The 16,895-nt window shown below is 71.1% G+C and carries 15 protein-coding genes; 5 read left to right on the top strand and 10 right to left on the bottom strand.

The features are described from left to right. Positions 1 to 6: 6 nt before the first annotated feature. The gene (gene typA, locus QRT05_RS05600) at positions 7 to 1,944 is read right to left on the bottom strand and encodes a translational GTPase TypA (RefSeq protein WP_289445959.1); all 1,938 of its coding nucleotides are present in this window, start codon (positions 1,942 to 1,944) and stop codon (positions 7 to 9) included. A 146-nt stretch (positions 1,945 to 2,090) separates the two neighbouring features. Continuing rightward, entirely contained in the window at positions 2,091 to 3,893 is a 1,803-nt protein-coding gene (locus tag QRT05_RS05595) for an ABC transporter ATP-binding protein (protein ID WP_289445958.1), read from the bottom strand. A gap of 26 nt (positions 3,894 to 3,919) precedes the next feature. Between QRT05_RS05595 and QRT05_RS05590 the strand changes: the two genes are divergently transcribed. Further along, positions 3,920 to 4,540, top strand: coding sequence for a PH domain-containing protein (locus QRT05_RS05590; protein WP_289445957.1), 621 nt, complete (start codon positions 3,920 to 3,922; stop codon positions 4,538 to 4,540). Positions 4,541 to 4,554: 14 nt separating this feature from the next. Here the strand turns inward: QRT05_RS05590 and QRT05_RS05585 are convergent, their stop codons facing one another. The 3 genes from QRT05_RS05585 to QRT05_RS05575 all read right to left on the bottom strand — a co-directional run bounded on the left by QRT05_RS05585 (position 4,555) and on the right by QRT05_RS05575 (position 9,213). Beyond that, positions 4,555 to 5,682 (bottom strand): ABC transporter permease, encoded by a 1,128-nt coding sequence (locus QRT05_RS05585; protein WP_289445956.1) that lies wholly within the window; start codon positions 5,680 to 5,682, stop codon positions 4,555 to 4,557. Further along, positions 5,679 to 7,220, bottom strand: coding sequence for an ABC transporter permease (locus QRT05_RS05580; protein WP_289445955.1), 1,542 nt, complete (start codon positions 7,218 to 7,220; stop codon positions 5,679 to 5,681). Before QRT05_RS05580 ends, QRT05_RS05585 begins: the two co-directional genes overlap by 4 nt. A gap of 196 nt (positions 7,221 to 7,416) precedes the next feature. Beyond that, positions 7,417 to 9,213, bottom strand: coding sequence for an ABC transporter family substrate-binding protein (locus QRT05_RS05575; RefSeq protein WP_289445954.1), 1,797 nt, complete (start codon positions 9,211 to 9,213; stop codon positions 7,417 to 7,419). A gap of 339 nt (positions 9,214 to 9,552) precedes the next feature. On the opposite strand from QRT05_RS05575, the gene QRT05_RS05570 reads away from it, so the two are divergent. After that, the gene (locus QRT05_RS05570) at positions 9,553 to 10,026 is read left to right on the top strand and encodes a nitroreductase/quinone reductase family protein (RefSeq protein ID WP_289445953.1); all 474 of its coding nucleotides are present in this window, start codon (positions 9,553 to 9,555) and stop codon (positions 10,024 to 10,026) included. On the opposite strand, the gene QRT05_RS05565 is transcribed toward QRT05_RS05570, so the two are convergent. Continuing rightward, positions 10,023 to 10,517 (bottom strand): CGNR zinc finger domain-containing protein, encoded by a 495-nt coding sequence (locus QRT05_RS05565; protein WP_289445952.1) that lies wholly within the window; start codon positions 10,515 to 10,517, stop codon positions 10,023 to 10,025. The genes QRT05_RS05570 and QRT05_RS05565 overlap by 4 nt on opposite strands. A 58-nt stretch (positions 10,518 to 10,575) precedes the next feature. Between QRT05_RS05565 and QRT05_RS05560 the strand changes: the two genes are divergently transcribed. After that, a complete protein-coding gene (locus QRT05_RS05560; protein WP_289445951.1) occupies positions 10,576 to 11,241 on the top strand; it encodes a hemerythrin domain-containing protein in 666 nt (221 codons plus the stop codon). Between the two features lie 87 nt (positions 11,242 to 11,328). After that, a complete protein-coding gene (locus QRT05_RS05555; protein WP_289445950.1) occupies positions 11,329 to 11,589 on the top strand; it encodes a DUF1272 domain-containing protein in 261 nt (86 codons plus the stop codon). A 21-nt stretch (positions 11,590 to 11,610) separates the two neighbouring features. Here QRT05_RS05555 and QRT05_RS05550 read toward each other — a convergent pair whose 3' ends face one another. Continuing rightward, complete coding sequence (locus QRT05_RS05550; protein ID WP_289445949.1) at positions 11,611 to 12,333, bottom strand: class I SAM-dependent methyltransferase; 723 nt, start codon at positions 12,331 to 12,333, stop codon at positions 11,611 to 11,613. A gap of 265 nt (positions 12,334 to 12,598) precedes the next feature. Between QRT05_RS05550 and QRT05_RS05545 the strand changes: the two genes are divergently transcribed. After that, positions 12,599 to 15,253, top strand: coding sequence for a LuxR C-terminal-related transcriptional regulator (locus tag QRT05_RS05545; protein WP_289445948.1), 2,655 nt, complete (start codon positions 12,599 to 12,601; stop codon positions 15,251 to 15,253). Here the strand turns inward: QRT05_RS05545 and QRT05_RS05540 are convergent. From QRT05_RS05540 to QRT05_RS05530, 3 genes are all read right to left on the bottom strand, one after another. Next, positions 15,226 to 15,807, bottom strand: coding sequence for a hypothetical protein (locus tag QRT05_RS05540; protein WP_289445947.1), 582 nt, complete (start codon positions 15,805 to 15,807; stop codon positions 15,226 to 15,228). The genes QRT05_RS05545 and QRT05_RS05540 overlap by 28 nt on opposite strands. A 106-nt stretch (positions 15,808 to 15,913) precedes the next feature. After that, the gene (locus QRT05_RS05535; RefSeq protein WP_289445946.1) at positions 15,914 to 16,414 is read right to left on the bottom strand and encodes a hypothetical protein; all 501 of its coding nucleotides are present in this window, start codon (positions 16,412 to 16,414) and stop codon (positions 15,914 to 15,916) included. Next, the gene (locus QRT05_RS05530; protein WP_289445945.1) at positions 16,407 to 16,895 is read right to left on the bottom strand and encodes a DUF1269 domain-containing protein; all 489 of its coding nucleotides are present in this window, start codon (positions 16,893 to 16,895) and stop codon (positions 16,407 to 16,409) included. The genes QRT05_RS05535 and QRT05_RS05530 overlap by 8 nt, the downstream gene beginning before the upstream one ends.

Below are 16,895 nucleotides of genomic sequence, written 5' to 3'. Positions count from 1 at the left end.
GGAAGGTCAGGACTTCTTGTTGCGCGCCGTGATGCGGGCGCGCTCGGTCTGGTCGAGCACCACCTTGCGGATGCGCACGATCTCCGGGGTCACCTCGACGCACTCGTCCTCGCGTGCGAACTCCAGCGACTCCTCGAGCGTCAGCTTGCGCGGAGGGGTGAGGTTCTCGAACGTGTCGCTGCTGGCAGCGCGCATGTTCGTGAGCTTCTTCTCCTTGGTGATGTTGACGTCCATGTCCTCGTTGCGCGCGTTCTCGCCAACGATCTGGCCCTCGTAGACCTCCTGCGTGGGGTCGACGAAGAACGAGCCGCGCTCCTGCAGGTTGATCATGGCGAACGGCGTGACCACACCGGCGCGGTCGGCGACGAGCGAGCCGTTGATCCGCGTCTCGATCGCGCCGGCCCACGGCTCGTAGCCCTCGGCGATCGAGGACGCGATGCCGGTGCCGCGCGTGTCCGTGAGGAACCGCGTGCGGAAGCCGATGAGGCCACGGGCGGGGACCAGGAACTCCATGCGGACCCAGCCGGTGCCGTGGTTGGACATGGTCTCCATGCGGCCCTTGCGCTGCGCGAGCAGCTGCGTCACCGCGCCCAGGTACTCCTCCGGGACGTCGATCGTCATGCGCTCGACGGGCTCGTGGATCTTGCCGTCGACCTTGCGCGTGACCACCTGCGGCTTGCCGACGGTGAGCTCGAAGCCCTCGCGGCGCATCTGCTCGACGAGGATCGCCAGCGCCAGCTCGCCGCGGCCCTGCACCTCCCACGCGTCGGGGCGCTCGGTGGGCAGGACGCGGAGCGAGACGTTGCCGATGAGCTCCTTGTCGAGGCGGTCCTTGACCTGGCGCGCGGTGACCTTGTGGCCCTTGCCGCCCTTGCCCGCCAGCGGCGAGGTGTTGATGCCGATGGTCATCGAGATGGCCGGGTCGTCGACCGTGATGAGCGGCAGCGGACGCGGGTCCTCGGGGTCGGTGAGCGTCTCACCGATCGTGATGTTCTCGATGCCGGCAACGGCCACGATGTCGCCGGGGCCCGCCGACTCGGTCGGGATGCGCTCGAGGCCCTTGGTCTCCAGCAGCTCCGTGATCTTGACGTTCTGCATCGTGCCGTCGGCGCGCGCCCACGCGACCTGCTGGCCCTTGCGGATGTTGCCGTTGAAGATGCGCAGCAGCGCGAGACGACCGAGGAAGGGCGAGGCGTCGAGGTTCGTGACGTGCGCCTGCAGCGGGTGGCCCTCGGTGTACGTGGGGGCCGGGATCTTCTCGAGGATCGTCTTGAACAGCGGCTCGAGCGTCTCGGAGTCCGGCAGGCCGCCGTTCTCGGGCAGGTTGACCGACGCGCGGCCGGCCTTCGCGGCCGCGTAGACCACGGGGACGTCGAGGATCGCGTCCAGGTCCAGGTCGGGGACGTCGTCGTGCAGGTCGGACGCGAGGCCCAGCAGCAGGTCGGTCGCCTCGTGCACGACCTCCTCGATGCGGGCGTCGGGGCGGTCGACCTTGTTGACCACGAGGATCACCGGGAGCTTGGCGATGAGCGCCTTGCGCAGCACGAAGCGCGTCTGGGGCAGGGGGCCCTCGGACGCGTCGACGAGCAGCACGACGCCGTCGACCATCGACAGCCCACGCTCGACCTCGCCACCGAAGTCGGCGTGGCCCGGGGTGTCGATGACGTTGATCGTGATGCCGTCGGGCTGGCCGATCTCCGCCGCCGCGGGGCCCGAGTAGTGCACCGCGGTGTTCTTGGCGAGGATCGTGATGCCCTTCTCGCGCTCGAGGTCACCGGAGTCCATCGCGCGGTCGTCGACGTGGGCGTGAGCGCCGAACACGCCCGACTGCCACAGCATCGCGTCGACCAAGGTCGTCTTGCCGTGGTCGACGTGCGCGACGATGGCGACGTTGCGCACGTCGGCGCGAACGCTGGTCGGCGCGGAGATCGCGTCGGTAGGCATGGCGGAACTCATCTCAGCAGAAGGTTTGGGGAGCGCCGCGTCGTGGGGCGCCGATCCATCCTACCGGTCGGCAGCACGTCGCGGACGTCGGCCGGATGAGCGATTGCTCACGCCGGCCGACGCCTGACGACGAGGTGCGGGTCGGATCAGCTCCGGTCCGCGAGCAGCATGCGCAGCTCACGACGCTCGCGCTGCTTGTCCGGGTCCGGGAGCGGGACGGCCGCGATGAGGCGCTGCGTGTACGGGTCCTGCGGGTTGCGCAGGATCGCGTCGCGCGTGCCCTCCTCGACGATCCGGCCGCGGCGCATCACGACGATGCGGTCGGCCAGGACGTCGACGACGGCGAGGTCGTGCGTGACGAACAGGCACGCGAACTTCAGCTGCGCCTGCAGCTCCTGCAGCAGCTCGAGCACGTGGGCCTGGACTGAGACGTCCAGCGCGGACGTCGGCTCGTCGGCGACCAGCAGCTCGGGCGAGAGGGACAGCGCACGGGCGATGCCGACACGCTGCTTCTGCCCGCCGGACAGCTCGTGCGGGTACCGGTTGCGGTAGGCCCGAGGCAGCTCGACCTGGTCGAGCAGCTCCTCGATGCGCTTCTGCAGCGCGCTCCCCTTGGCCACGCCGGCCAGCAGCATCGGCTCGCCGATGCTCTCGCCGATCGGCAGACGCGGGTTGAGCGACGACGACGGGTCCTGGAAGACCATGCCGACCCGGCGACGCAGCGTCGCGAGCACCTTGCGGTCGCGCTTGCTGATGTCCACGCCGCCGACGGTCAGCGTGCCCTCGACCACGGGCAGGAGGCCGACCGCCGCACGACCGATGGTGGTCTTGCCCGAGCCCGACTCACCGACGAGGCCGACGACCTCGCCGGGCCGGATCACCAGGTTGGCGCCCTCCACGGCGCGGAAGGCCGGCATCCGACCCTGCTTCGGGTACTCGATCGCCACGTCCGTGAGCTTGAGGATCGGCTCGGCGAGCTCGTGCTCCGCGGCGCGCGACCGGCGCCGGGCGTCGTCGAGGGCACGCGCGTTGGCCGCCTCGCGCCGCTCGAGCTCGGCAGCGTCCACGACCGTGAGCGCGTCCTCGGCGTGCGCCGCGGACGCGAGCGCGGCCGTGAGGTCGATCTCGTCGCCCGAGTCGTTGGAGCCCAGGTGCGGCACGGCCGCGAGCAGCTCCTGCGTGTACGGGTGCTGCGGGTTGGCGAAGATGTCGCGCGCGTCGCCCGTCTCGACGATGAGGCCCCGGCGCATGACGGCGATGCGGTCCGAGAGGTCCGCCACGACGCCCATGTCGTGCGTGATGAGGATGACCGCCGAGTTCAGGTGGTCGCGCAGGTTGCGCATGAGGTCGAGGATCTCGGCCTGCACGGTCACGTCGAGGGCTGTGGTGGGCTCGTCGGCGATGAGCAGCAGCGGGTCGAGCGCGAGCGACTGCGCGATCATGGCGCGCTGGCGCTGGCCGCCCGAGAGCTGGTGCGGATAGGACTTGAACGCCTTCTCCGGGTCGGGCAGCTCGACGAGCGTCAGCAGCTCGATCGCGCGCTCGCGCGCCTCGGCCGGGGACATCTGGCTGTGCAGCCGCAGCGTCTCCACGATCTGGTTCCCGATCGTGTACACCGGGTTCAGGGCCGTCATCGGCTCCTGGAAGATCATCGCGATGTCGTTGCCGCGGATCTCGCGCATCTTGGCGGGCGCCAGGCCGCGCAGCTCCTGGCCGCCCAGCTTGATGCTGCCGCGGATGCGGGCGTTCTTGGGCAGCAGGTCGAGAATCGCCATGGAGCTGACCGACTTGCCGGAGCCCGACTCACCGACGATCGCGAGCACCTCGCCGGCTGCCACCGAGTAGGTGAGCCCGATGGCCGCGGGAACCCAGACCTTGTCGACCGCGAAGTCGACCGACAGGTCGGTGACCTCGAGGACGGGGGCGTCGTCGGGCAGGGTGGGGGTCATCGTGTGGCTCCTGAGATCATGCGGGGGTGAGCATCGCGAGCGACGGCTGGACCTTCCGGCCGCGAAGCAGGTTCCTGTCGACTGCAATGGCCTGGGCGTTGATCGCCGGCCTGGTGGCGTCCCGCTGGGTGCAGGGCGGACCCGAGGCGGCCGCGCGCACGCTGCCGGCCGCCGTCGGCCTGGCACTGGCGGCGTGGGCCGTGTTCTTCCACCCGCGCGTGGACGTCACGGACGAGGGTGTGCGCCTGGTCAACCCGCTGCGCACCATCGCCGTGCCGTGGGCCGCACTGGTCCATGTCGAGACGCAGTACGCGCTGACGCTCGTCACGCCCGTCGGCCGCTTCCGCGCGTGGGCCGCTCCCGGCCCGGGCCGCCACCAGGTGGTGAACAGTGCCAACGGTGACCTCACGGGCCTGCCACGCACGTCGTTCGACACCCGCGGCGCGGTGCCCATCGGCGACCTGCCCAGCGCGCCCTCCGGTCAGGTGGCCGCGCAGATCCGGCGCCGCTGGGAGGACCTCGTCGAGAACGAGGTGCTCGAGCTCGGGGTCGCGGAGCAGACGCACGTGGAGCGCACCTGGAACGTCCCGCTGCTGGTGCTGCTCGCCATCACGGCCGTGTTCACGCTGGTCGTGATCGTGATCTGACGCCGGGCGCCAGCTCACCGGTGGGTCTCCTCGTTGCCCTCGCCGCCGTCAGCCGGCTGGTCCAGGTTCTGGTAGAGGCCGCTGGTGAGCGCCGACGACGGTCCCGAGGGAGCGTTGTTGACGAGCGCGGGCACGCCCTGGGCGTCGGGACGGTCCGGGGACTCCTTGACCCGCCGCACGTTGAGCTTCTTCTGCCGCGGGTCGAACGCGTCGCGCAGACCGTCACCGATGAAGTTGATGGTGAGGCAGATGACCACGATGAACAGACCCGGCCACCAGAACAGCCACGGGCGCGTGGAGAAAGCCGCCTGGTTGTCGCTGATGAGCTTGCCCAGCGACGTGTCGGGCGCCTGGATGCCGAGACCCACGTAGCTGAGGGCCGTCTCGGTCAGGATCGCCGCCGACATGAGCAGCGTCGTGTTGACCGTGATGACACCGACCGCGTTGGGCAGGATGTGCTTGAAGATGATCCGGCTGTTGGACGCACCCGCGAGGCGCGCCGCGTCGACGAACTCCCGCTCGCGCAGCGACAGGAAGTCACCGCGGACCAGCCGGGCCATTCCCGTCCAGGAGACCAGGCCGAGGAAGATGGCCAGCAGCACCGGCCCCTTCGCGGCCTGGGCCACGACCGCCGCGGCGATGAGCGCCGGGATGATGATGACCATGTCGGTGAACCGCATGAGGATCGCCTCGGTCTTGCCGCGGAAGAACCCCGCGGACGCGCCGATCAGCACGCCGACGAGCGCCGCGATGGCGCCCACGACGATCATGACGAACAGCGAGATCTGAGCCCCGCGCAGGGTCATGGCGAACATGTCACGGCCCACGCGGTCCTGCCCGAACGGGTGCTCCCCCAGCGAGAACGGGAAGAGCTGGAGCGTCGGGTGCCCGCCGTTCATCAGCGCCGGCGTCTCGGTGTAGCCGTACTTCCACCACCCCGGGATGGGGCCGAGCCCGATCGCGGAGATCGAGAGCACGAGCACGGCGGCCAGCACGAAGATGCTGACGACGGCGCCCGTGTGGCCGAAGAACCGCTTGCGGACGATCTGGCCCTGGCTCAGCCCGCGGGTCTCCTCGGGCTTCTCCGGGAGGACCGGCTTGCCGCCGGGGACGTCTGCGGTGTTTTCGAGGATCGTGGTCATGCCTTCACCCTTACGCGGGGGTCGAGCGCCGAGTACGCGAGGTCGGCGATCAGGTTGAACACCACCGCGGTGATGCCGGTGACGAGGAAGACGCCCATCACGGGGTTCGGCGAGTGGTCGCGGACACCGTTCAGGAACAGCACGCCCATGCCCTTGAAGGAGAACACGGACTCGGTGATGACGGCGCCGCCGATGAGCGCGCCGATGTCGATCGCGACGATGGTCGCGAGCGGGATCAGCGCGTTGCGGAACGCGTGCCGGGTCACCACGACGCGCTCAGACAGGCCCTTGGCGCGGCCGGTGCGGACGTAGTCCTGGCCCATCACCTCGAGCATCGAGGCCCGCGAGTACCGGGTGTACGACGCGAGCGAGATGAGGATCAGCGCGATCGTCGGGAGCACCAGGTGCGTGTACTTGTCGATGCCCGTGAGCCAGAAGTCGCCGTTGAGCCCGGGAGTCTCGGCGCCGATCGTCGCGATCGGGCGCTGGCGGATGTGCGGGTCGCTCGCGTAGCGGCTCCAGTTCTTCATGAACTGGTCGAGCAGCACCAGGCCCGAGACGCCGAAGCTGGTGAGCATCGCGGCGCGGCTCGACTGCTGGTGGTCGTACCCGCCCATGAAGCGCCCGACGAGCCAGCCGGCGACGATCGCGAGGATGCCGAGGCCGATGACCAGCCACAGCGTCGCGCGGTCCCACAGCGGCTGCAGCGCGTAGTACGCGACGCCGCCGAGCCCGACCATGATCAGCGAGGAGTACAGCGCGCGACGGTTCCGCAGGCCCGCGAACAGCACGGTGGACCCGAACGCGATCGCGACGCCCGTCACCAGGATCACGACGATGCCGAGCGACGGCTCGGAGAACCACCGGGTCACCGACAGGAAGTACAGGACGCCGGCGGTCACGGCGAACGCCGAGACGAAGGTGATCCCGCGCCGCTTCCACGACCCCGACAGCAGCACGGCCCAGAGCAGCCCCATGACGAGGGAGATCAGCAGGATCGTGGAGTTCTTGATGTACGGGTCGTACAGGAAGGTGTTGAACTTGATGGCCCCGAACTCCTTGAGGAGCACGGCGACCCAGAAGATCGGCAGCGAGAAGAAAAGGAAGGTCACGAACGTGACGCCGTAGTCGAGCGTGCTGTACTGCCGCAGCGCCGTCACGATGCCGATCGAGATGCCGATCGTGATCGCCAGGACGGCGGCGGTGGTGACCAGCTGCAGCGTGGTGGGGATCGCGGTGCTGAGCGCCACGGTCACCGGCTGGTTCTGCAGGGTCACGCCGAGGTCGCACTGGCCGACGAACGGCACGACGCACTTGACGGCGCCGCCGAGCCAGATGAAGTACCGCAGAGCCGGGGGCACGTCGAGGTGCAGCGCCTCGGTGCGCTGCGCGATGCGCGCTTCCTTGCTCGGCGAGTTGCTCGACTTGATCTCGGCGAGGGGGTCGCCCGAGTAGGCGACGAGCATGTAGACGATGAACGACGCGCCGAGCAGGATGAGCAGCGACGCGAGTACTCGCCGTGTGATGTAGGTGAGCATCGGTTCTTCGGTGTGTGTGGGGGGCACCACGGCCGGCGGCCGGGTGGCAATCGAGTGAGTCTACGACAGGGCTCGCAGCGGGGACGCACCCCGGCTGCCTGCCCCGGACCGACAGGTGCCGGGCCTCCGCTCGGGAGGCCCGGCACCGTCGGGCTAGGTGGCCGCGATCATGCGGCGCACCGGTGACAGCGCCTCATCAGGAGGCGTCGTCGACCGTCCACTCCCACGTGTTCCACCAGACACCGTTCTGGTTGGGGTTGTACGTGTCGATGCCCTTGACGCGGTCGGCGACGGCGTCGACGCCCACGCTCTGGAAGAACGGCAGCGTCGTGAACGTCGCGCCGATCTTCTGCTCGATCTGGACCTGCAGGTCCTCCTGAGCGGCGGGGTCGATCGTCTGGATGAGCTCGCTCATCTGCGCGTCGGCAGCCTTGTCGGACATCTTGTTGAAGTTCGACGACTGGCCCGTGCCGTAGATCTGCGGGACGCCGGAGACGCCGACACCCGAGTTGATCCAGCCGAAGATCGACGCGTCGTACGAGCCGTCGCCGAGGCGCGAGCCCCAGTCCACGTCGCCCTCGTCGACGATCTTGAAGCCGGCCTCCTTCGCCGACTTCGCGATCAGGGTGTACGCGTCGACGCGGTTCGGGTTGTTGATGTTGTACAGCAGCTTCACGGTCGGGGTCTTGCCGCCCAAGAGCTCCTTGGCACCCGCGATGTCGGGCTCCACGAAGTCCTTGAAGCCGTTGGTCTCGATCGTCTTGGCGTAGCCGGGCTGAGCAGGCACGAAGAGCACCGAGTTCAGGACCGTGGCCTTGGGGTCGAGCGGCGTGATGATCGCGTCGAGGATGGCCTGGCGCGGGATCGTCTTGAGGAACGCCTCACGGACGTTCTTGTCCTTGAAGACGCCCGTGCTGTTCAGGTCGATGTGGTCGAACGCGAGCTGCAGGCCCTGGTGGACCTGGACGCCCGGGACGCCCTCGAGGGCGGCGAGGGTGTCGGCGTTGGCCTGCGGCGAGACGACGTCGACCTCACCGTTCTTGAGCGCGGTGATGGCGGCCGACGGGTCGGCGATCGTGCGCATGACGATGGAGTCGAGCTTCGGCGTCTGGTCGCCGTCGTACGTCTTGTTCGGGACCAGGGTGACCGACTGGCCCTCCTGGACGTCCGAGACGATGTACGGGCCGCTGGAGAGGTAGAGCTCCGGGTCCGACGGCAGCGTCTTGGAGTCGAAGCCCGTGTTGTAGAAGTCGGCGACCTTCTTCAGGGCGTCGTTCTTGGCGGGCTTGTCCGGGTTGCCGCGAGGCGTGTTCTTCAGCAGGTCGGTCAGCGCGGCGGCGTCGGCGAGGCCGGCGTTCTTCGCGACGACGTGGGCCGGCCGGTCGAGGTCGAGCGCGACCTCCCAGTCGGAGAACGGCTTCGAGTACTTCAGCGTGATGCTGCGGCCGTCGTCACCGATCTCCGGGAAGTCCGTCAGGCCCAGGCCCAGCGTCGAGCCGGCGTACGAGAAGTACGAGGCGCCGGAGACGACCTCACCCGAGTCGTCGGTCTTCGCGTCGTCGTAGTAGCCCGAGAACACGGCCCACGCGAGCACCAGGTCGTTGGCGTCGATGGGCTCGCCATCGCTCCACTTCTTGCCCTCGTTGATCGTGTACTTGACGGTCAGCGGGTCGTCGCTCAGCTTCTCGGTCTTGGCGAACGAGTCGTCGTGCTGAACCTTCAGCTGGTCGTCGATGTAGTACAGGTGCGAGTTGGTCGCGAGGGAGATCTTGGAGTTGATGTCCGTGTTGCCGTTGGCGGTCGAGGGGTTGAACGAGAAGAACTCGTTCGTCTCCGACACCGTCACCGTGCCACCGGTCGTCGAGGCCGCACCGCTCGACGACGCCGAGGGCGAGGCCGAAGCGTTGTCCGAGGGCTCGTTGGAGCACGCGGTGAGCACCAGGGCGCCGGCCGCAATGACTGCGACGCCCGCGCTGAGTCGCCTGATCTTCAATGTTCCTCCTGAGAAGGGGTGGACGGTCGAGCACCCTCCCGGGGGCCCCGGGGTGACGCACGACATACTCGTCCGCCGTGAGTTGGCGTAACGCTAGTCAACACCGATCCGACAAATCGGACAGGCGATGACACCGCAGCCGGATCGTTACCTGATTGATACTGGGCAGTAGTTCCCGCATGCTGAGACGTCGTCAGGCGGAAACGTGCTCGTAACACGCCGCGCATCGGCGACCGGCGCTCCGGATCGGGCAATTCTGGTGCCGCTGCCCAGCGACATGTGCTAGGCGACGGTACGCCGTGACGCCCGTCACACTTCGCTGGCCTGCACAATCGTCGTATGGACTTCGCCTCCACCACCCGCCGGCTGGGCCGCACGCGATGGTTCGCACGCCTCGGCCGAGCCGTCTCAGGATTCGACCGCCGGCTGCAGAAGCGGACGGGCGGCCGGTGGAGCGTGCTGGGCCGGCCCACCCTCCCGCAGCTGATCCTCACCACCACGGGTCGCCGCTCCGGGCAGCCTCGCGAGGCCGTCCTGCTCTACGCCGCCGTCGGCGCCGACTGGGTGGTGATCGGGTCCAACTGGGGCCAGGAGCACCATCCGGCCTGGTCGCTCAACCTCCTGGAGCACCCGGCCGCCACCGTGACGCTCGCGGGCGTCGCCACGCCGGTGACCGCGCACCTGGCCGACACCGACGAGCGCGCGCGGCTCATGCCCATCCTGCTCGAGGTCTGGCCGGGCTACGACGACTACGCCGCGCGCTCCGGACGGGACCTGCGGGTCTTCGTCCTGCGCCCGGTCGAGCGCACCTAGGACCGGCGCGAGCGTTCGCGGTACGCCCGGGCCTTCATCACGCCGCCGCACTCCCCCATCGAGCACCATCGACCCGACCGGTTGCGCGACGCGTCGAAGTAGATCCACTGGCAGTCCGGGTTGGCGCAGGCCTTCAGCCGCGCCCACGCGCCCGAGCGCTGCGCCTCGTAGACCTCGGCGAGGATGCCGCCCACCAGGTCGTCGCCCGCCTCGAGGCGTGCACCTGCAGCCTCGAACTCGACGGCGAGGGGGTGTTGCTGCGCCACCCGCCGCAGCTCGGCGAGGTCGCCGCCGAGCAGGTAGGAGCGCAGCGCGTCGCGGACGAGCCGCAGCTCGTCGGGCGCGTCCGCGGCGAGGCGCTCCACCTTGTGGAACCGGTCGTCCGTGTTGAGCAGCGCGCGCACGCGCTCGATCTCGTCGGGCGCGACGCCCGGTTCGGTGCCCGTGCTCACCCAGGCGAGCAGGGGGTCGGGGTTCTTGACGGCTGGCACGCCACCCAGGATAGTCGTCACCATCGTTCTTATTTGACTGGTGACGAAGGAGAAGCGGATGACCGCCCTGGACGAGCAGCTCGGCTGCGACACGTCGGACATGCTCACGATCCACGCCCTGTTCCGGCGGGCGTACACGGACGCCCCGGTGCTCGTGCGCGGCGTCGCGGGGGGCGACGTCGCAAGGGCACGGGCCGTCGCTGCTCACGTGCGCGAGGTCTCCCAGGCTCTGCACCACCACCACCAGGGCGAGGACACGCTGCTGTGGGAGCGGCTCGAGCAGCGCGCTCCGGCGTGCGCGCTGCACGTCGGGCTCATGCGGGCGCAGCACGCGGCCACCGCGGCACAGCTCGGGGCGCTGCTGGAGGCTCTCCCCCGGTGGGAGTCGGCGGCGGACGTGGCGGAGCGCGAGTCGGTGGCCGGGGCGCTCGACGCCATCCGGGACACGCTGCTCGAGCACCTGGGTCAGGAGGAGACGGCGATCCTGCCGACCGCGGCCACCGTCATGACCCAGCGGGAGTGGGGGGCGCTGCACGAGCACGGCATGGCGGCCGTCCCGCGCGATCGCCTCCTGCTGCAGCTCGGCTGGATCCTCGAGGTGGTCCCTGCCGACGAGCGAGCGGGGTGGCTCCGTGCCAACCTGCCCGCGCCGGCCCGGCTGGCGTGGCACCTCGTGGGCCGGCGGCGGTTCGCGGAGCACCGCGCGCACGTGTACGGCGTGTAGCGCCGGCCCGCCCTGGCCCCGTGCGGCAGAGGAACGGCAGGATCTCGTCGCCACCGGGCAGGAACTCGCGCGCCGCCCGCACGGTCGATGCCGAATCATGTGACCGTGCTGGAGCTGCGACCCAACTGCGAGTGCTGCGACAAGGATCTGCCGCCGACGGCGCCCGACGCCATGATCTGCACCTTCGAGTGCACCTTCTGCCGGCGGTGCGTCGAGACGACCCTGCGCGGGATCTGTCCCAACTGCGGCGGTGACTTCGCCCCTCGCCCGATCCGACCCTCCGGGGCCCTCGCCCGGCACCCTGCCTCCACGGTCCGCGTCCTCGCGCCCGACTGCGCCGGCCGGTAGCGAGGCCGCGGCGCCGGCCGCTCAGACCCGTCGCGCCACGAACACGTGCTCGGCGCCCGGCCGGTCCGGGGCGTCGCGCACGGAGTCGACCGCGAAGCCCGCTTCCCGGAGGTCGGCGTCGACCTCCGCACGCTCGCGGAAGCGCAGGGTCGAGTCGGAGGTCACGACGTCCCCCGTCGGGAGCACGTTGGTCCACCGGAACGTCACGAGCGGCGGCGCCACGTCCAGGAGATCGCACCAGGTCTCGACGACCCCCACGCCGAGCACCTCCTTGCGCTCGAGCGTGTGCTCACGCGTCCAGCGCTCCCAGGCCCGCCGCGCCGGCACTCGGGTCTCGAGCACGAGGTGACCTCCCGGGCGCAGTGCGGCACGGACCGCCTGCAGCGTCGCGCGCCACTCCTCGTCCGTGACGAACACCTGGGCCACGTTGGCGGTCATGATCGCCGCGTCCACCTGGAGCGGCGGGAGCGCGGTGGCGTCGCCGAGCAGCCACCGCACCGCAGCGGCGCCCGGCTTCGCGCGCGCGACGTCCAGGGAGGCGCCCGCGGGGTCGACCCCGATCACGTCGAGGCCGCGGGCGGCGAGCAGGCACGCGAAGGTCCCGGTGCCGCAGCCGACGTCGAGAACGCTCCCCGCACCGAGCTCGTCGATCAGGGCCAGGTACGCGTCCAGGTCGTCGCGCGGGCCCTCGAACGTGTCGTACAGGACCGCCAGACGAGGGTCGTCGAAGATCGCGTCAACCACCGGCCGGTCCCGCCGCCGTCCCGCGTCCCGACGACGAGGTCGCCGCTCCGCCACCGCCCGCGTCTGCTCGCACGCGGACGAGCATGCTCACCCCGGCGCCGACCGGTCGAGCACATTTCCGGCCGGGGCCGGGTGAGTTCACCGGGAAACCGTCGAACGTGCGCCCGAGATTCCTGGTCAGGGGACTTCGTCCGTGCCAGGGTGTCAGTGGCCGGAATGTCGGGATTGGGGGAGGTCGGGTCCGCTGTCCATCGACGTCACCCGCGTGCGACGCTCGCGCGACGAGCCGGATCGGCGCGCCCCCGCAGCACGCCCGGCGCGCTCGACCGTCGTCCAGGCCAAGCTGCGGCCCGCGGCGAACCCGGCCTACCTGCTGCACCGGCCTCGCCTGCACGCGCTGCTCGACGCGTCGACGGTCGCGCCCCTGACGGTGGTCGTCGCACCCGCGGGCTCCGGCAAGACGTCCCTGCTGCGCAGCTGGGCCACCGAGACCTCCACACCCCTCGCCTGGCTCTCGCTCGACGAAGAGGACTGCGACCCCGCCCAGCTGTGGCGCGGCGTGGCAGCGGCGCTCGACGGCATCGCCCCAGGAGTGGCCGCGGCGGTCGCCGACCCGCTCCAGCGACCGGGCGGCCTCCTCGAAGCGGTCGGTGTGCTGCTGGACGACCTCGAGGCGCGGGACTACGACGCGAGGGCGCTCGTCATCGACGACCTCCACCTCGTGGGCGAGGCCGAGGGGATCGCGGCGTCCCTGGCCGTGTTCGTCCAGCACCTGCCGGCCTGGCTGCACGTGGTCATCGCGAGCCGGCGGACGCCAATGCTGCCGCTCAACCGGCTGCGCGCGCGCGGCCAGCTCGGCGAGGTGCACTTCCCCGAGCTGCGGTTCTCGTTCGATGAGGCCGCCGCCATGCTCGCTCGTCTGACCCCCAGCCTCGAGCCGGACGTCGTCGTCGAGGTCGCCGCACGCGCCGGAGGCTGGGCCGCGAGCATCCAGCTGGCGGCCATCGAGGCCCGGTCCGCCCAGGCGCAGGGCCGCGGCTACCTGCCCAGCCGCGACGGCGGGCGGACCCACCTCGAGGACTACGTGTGGCACGAGATGCTCGAGCGCGAGCGCGAGGACGTCGTCGACGTGCTGCTGGCGACCGCCGTGGTCAAGCGCATCGACGTCGGCCTGGCGCAGGTGCTCTCGGGCCGGGAGGACGCCGCCGAGCTGCTGGCCCTGGCGGAGGAGCGCGGACTGTTCGTCTCCCGCACGGAGCCCGCCGGGTTCGAGATGCACGCCCTGGTGCGCGAGGTGCTGCTGGGGGTGCTCACGGAGCGCAGCCCGGAGCGGCTGGCTCAGCTGCACGGCTGGGCAGCGGGATGGCACGAGGCGCACGGGCAGACGGTGCCCGCGCTCGAGCACTACCTGCGCGCCGACCGACCGCGCGACGCGCTGCGGCTCCTGGCCGCGCAGTCCTCGACGCTCTACGACAGCGGTCACGAGAGCACCATCGTGCGGATCCTGCGCTCGCTGCCCGACGCGGTCGTCGCCGGCGACGTCACCGCGATGATGGAGTACGCGATGTGCCACCTGCTGGTGGACCGTCGACGGTTCGTCAGCCTGGTCGGCGGCCTGCAGCGGATCGACCCCGAGGACCTGGCTGACCCCACCGTGCGCGCCCGGCTCGAGGTGCTCGAGTCCTTCGCGGCGACGCTGCGCGGCGACTGGGCCACGGGGTCGGCGCACTCGCGCGCGGCGCTGCACCGCCTGGGAGACACCTGGTGGCTCGACCCGCTGGGCCAGTTCGCGTGGAGCCAGGTCGCCCGCGACATCGCGCTCGCGGAACGGTGGGACGACTCGGGCAAGGAGTCCCGCGCAGTCGGCCGCGCCCTCGGCGTGGTCCCCGAGCGACGCCTCGCGCTCGAAGGCGGGCTCGCCCTCGCCCAGGCCCTGGCCGGACGTCCGGTCGACGCGCTGCGCGTGGTCGCGGGCGTGCGGCACGCCTCCGAGCACACCCACATGAACATCCTGCGCACCGAGTCGCTCACCGCGGCCGCGGTCGCTCACCGGGAGCTGGGCGACACGTCCATCGCTCTGCCGCTCCTGCTCGAGGTGTCCGAGGGCCGGGTGGAGCCGGGACCGCACTGCCAGCTGCTCGCCCTGCTCGAGCTCATGCATACCCGGCTCGGCGAGGGGAGCCTCGAAGCGGCGGAACGCGCGTTCGGCCGTGCGGCGGAGCTCGTGGACACCGAGATGCCCGGGCCGGGCGCGCGTGGCTGGCTCGGCCGCGCCGGCGTGACGCTCAGCCTGGTGGCCGGCGACCTGGACGGTGCGCGGGGCTGGGCGACCCAGGTGGTCGACCCGTTCTGGACGGGCGCCGTGGCCGCGCGCATCCACCTCGCGGCCGGTGAGCCAGGGCTGGCCGGGGACGCCGTGAAGGGGGCCGAGCCGCGCTGCCCGCGGCACGAGGTGATCGCCGCACTGCTTCGGTTCCGGTCCAGCGACACGGCGGAGCACGCCGAGCAGCACCTGCTCGAGGCGGTCGAGGTCGCTGCGGCGCACGGGCTCGTCCAGACGGTGGCCGACGAGGGGCCGGCCGTCATCGAGGGCATCGAGCACCTGGCGTGGCGCGCGCCGGTGGCCTGGCTCGACCGGCTGCGCCGGATCGGCCCCACCAGCGCGCCCGCGAGCGCACCGCTGGGCACCGTCGGGGAGCTCACCGAGCGCGAGCTCGAGGTGCTGCGCATCCTGCCCAGCCGGCTGACGCTGCGCGAGATCGCCGACGAGCTGTTCATCTCGATCAACACCCTGAAGTTCCATCTCAAGGTGATCTACCGGAAGCTGGACTGCTCCTCCCGGGCCGAGGCCGCCGAGGTCGCGCGCTCGCTGACGAGCCTGCGCCGCGCGAGTCAGGTGCCCAGCACCCGCCGCCGCTGAACGTCGTAGCGGTCGAGCGAGAGCAGCCCCCGCTCGACCAGGTGCGCGAGCTCGCGCACCTGCGCGACCTGGTCGGTCAGCGGCGCCGCCCCCGGGCCGCGCACGATGAGGTCGGTCGTGCCGGCCTGGGTCAGGGACGCGAGCGCGCGGTCCGGGGCGATCCGCTCCCCCGCGGTGAGCCGCGCTCCGCCCACCCGTGCGGCGTCCGACAAGACCCCGGCCCAGCGGTCCTCGACGAGCAGGAGCAGAGCCATCTCGTCGGGGCCCAGGCTCACCGAGGCGAGCTCGACGTCGTGGCCGCTCAGCAGCACGCCGCCCTCCGACGCCTCTTCGAGCGCCGCCACCAGTCCCGGGTCGGTCGGCGCGTGGGAGGTCACCAGGGTGGTGCCGCCGTCCCGCACCAGCACCACGGCGTCCAGCAGCCTGATCGAGCCGACCCGCACCAGCTCCACCACGGCCGCGACGACGGGGGCGAGGCCGTCGGCGTCGCGCGCCGTGACCAGGACGTACTCGAGCAGGTCCAGGTCCGGCCCCCCGGCCGGCACGTTCGCCACGCTCCTCACCTCCTCCCCGATGCGTCCCGCCGGTGTGGCGCGAGCGTGGCAGCCCGGCGGGTGGCCGCGCACCACCCTGCGCCGAGTGGGCGGACCCCTCCTCGCCTCAGTGCAGACCGACCTTGAGCAGCACCACGAGAAGTCCCACGCCGGCCCCGGCCAGGGCGCTGAAGATGCTCCCCTTGAGGTCGAGGCCGCCACGCTTGCCGGCCAGGTAGCTGTACGTGGTGAGCAGGGCGATCGTCGCCCAGAGGGCGATCCACGCCGCCGTGCGCAGCTCGGCACCCCCGAGGTGGGCCAGTAGCAGCACGCCGAGCGGCACGATGGAGGCGCCCGCGATGGGCAGCGTCTCCATCAGGGCATGCTGCAACGCCCTCATCGGGTGGTGCCGATGCGTGAGCGCGCTGCCCAGCGTCACGGCGTGCAGGTGCGCGATCCAGTAGACCGCCACCGTCCCGCCGATGATCAAGCAGAGTCGGCCGATGGTCTCGGCGTGGTCGGCGCCGACCGCGATCGCCGCCGCGCACACCACCGTGCCCGTGATGGCACCCTCCCCACCGCGCACCAGCCCCAGCGGGTCGCGGGCGGTCGAGAGCCACTCACTCACCGCCGAACGTCTCCAGCAGGGTCGACCGCTCGGCGGGCGTGAGGTTGGTGGAGATGAGCCGGCTGTCGCGCCCGCGGAACCTCTCGCCGAGCCTGTCGAGGTCGGCGTCCTCGGTGACGAGGAACAGTGCCGAGGTACCCGGCGTGACCTCGGTCCGGATGCGCTCGAGGTCGCTCTTCGTGATCCCGGTTCCCTCGGTGGCCTTGGCGAGGGCGCCGAGTCCGGCGCCCAGCGCCGCGCCGACCACGGGGATCGCGAACAGGGCGCCGCCGAGCACGCCCCACAGCGCGCCCCACGCGGCACCGCGCTTCGGGCTGTCGTGGTTGTGGTCCAGCGAGGGCTTGTCGGCGTCGGCGGGCCAGGTGACCACGGCGTGGTCGACGATCGTCAGGAGGCCGTCCCGGACCGCATCCTTGAGAACACGCTCGGCGTGCTCGGCCCCGTCGGCGTCGTCGAACTTCCACACGGTGAACGTCGTCAT

Source organism: Cellulomonas edaphi, from assembly GCF_030362815.1.
In the GTDB taxonomy this organism is placed as follows: domain Bacteria; phylum Actinomycetota; class Actinomycetes; order Actinomycetales; family Cellulomonadaceae; genus Cellulomonas; species Cellulomonas edaphi.
Note: the sequence above shows the minus strand (reverse complement) of the source record. Positions and strands in the feature narration are given on the sequence as shown.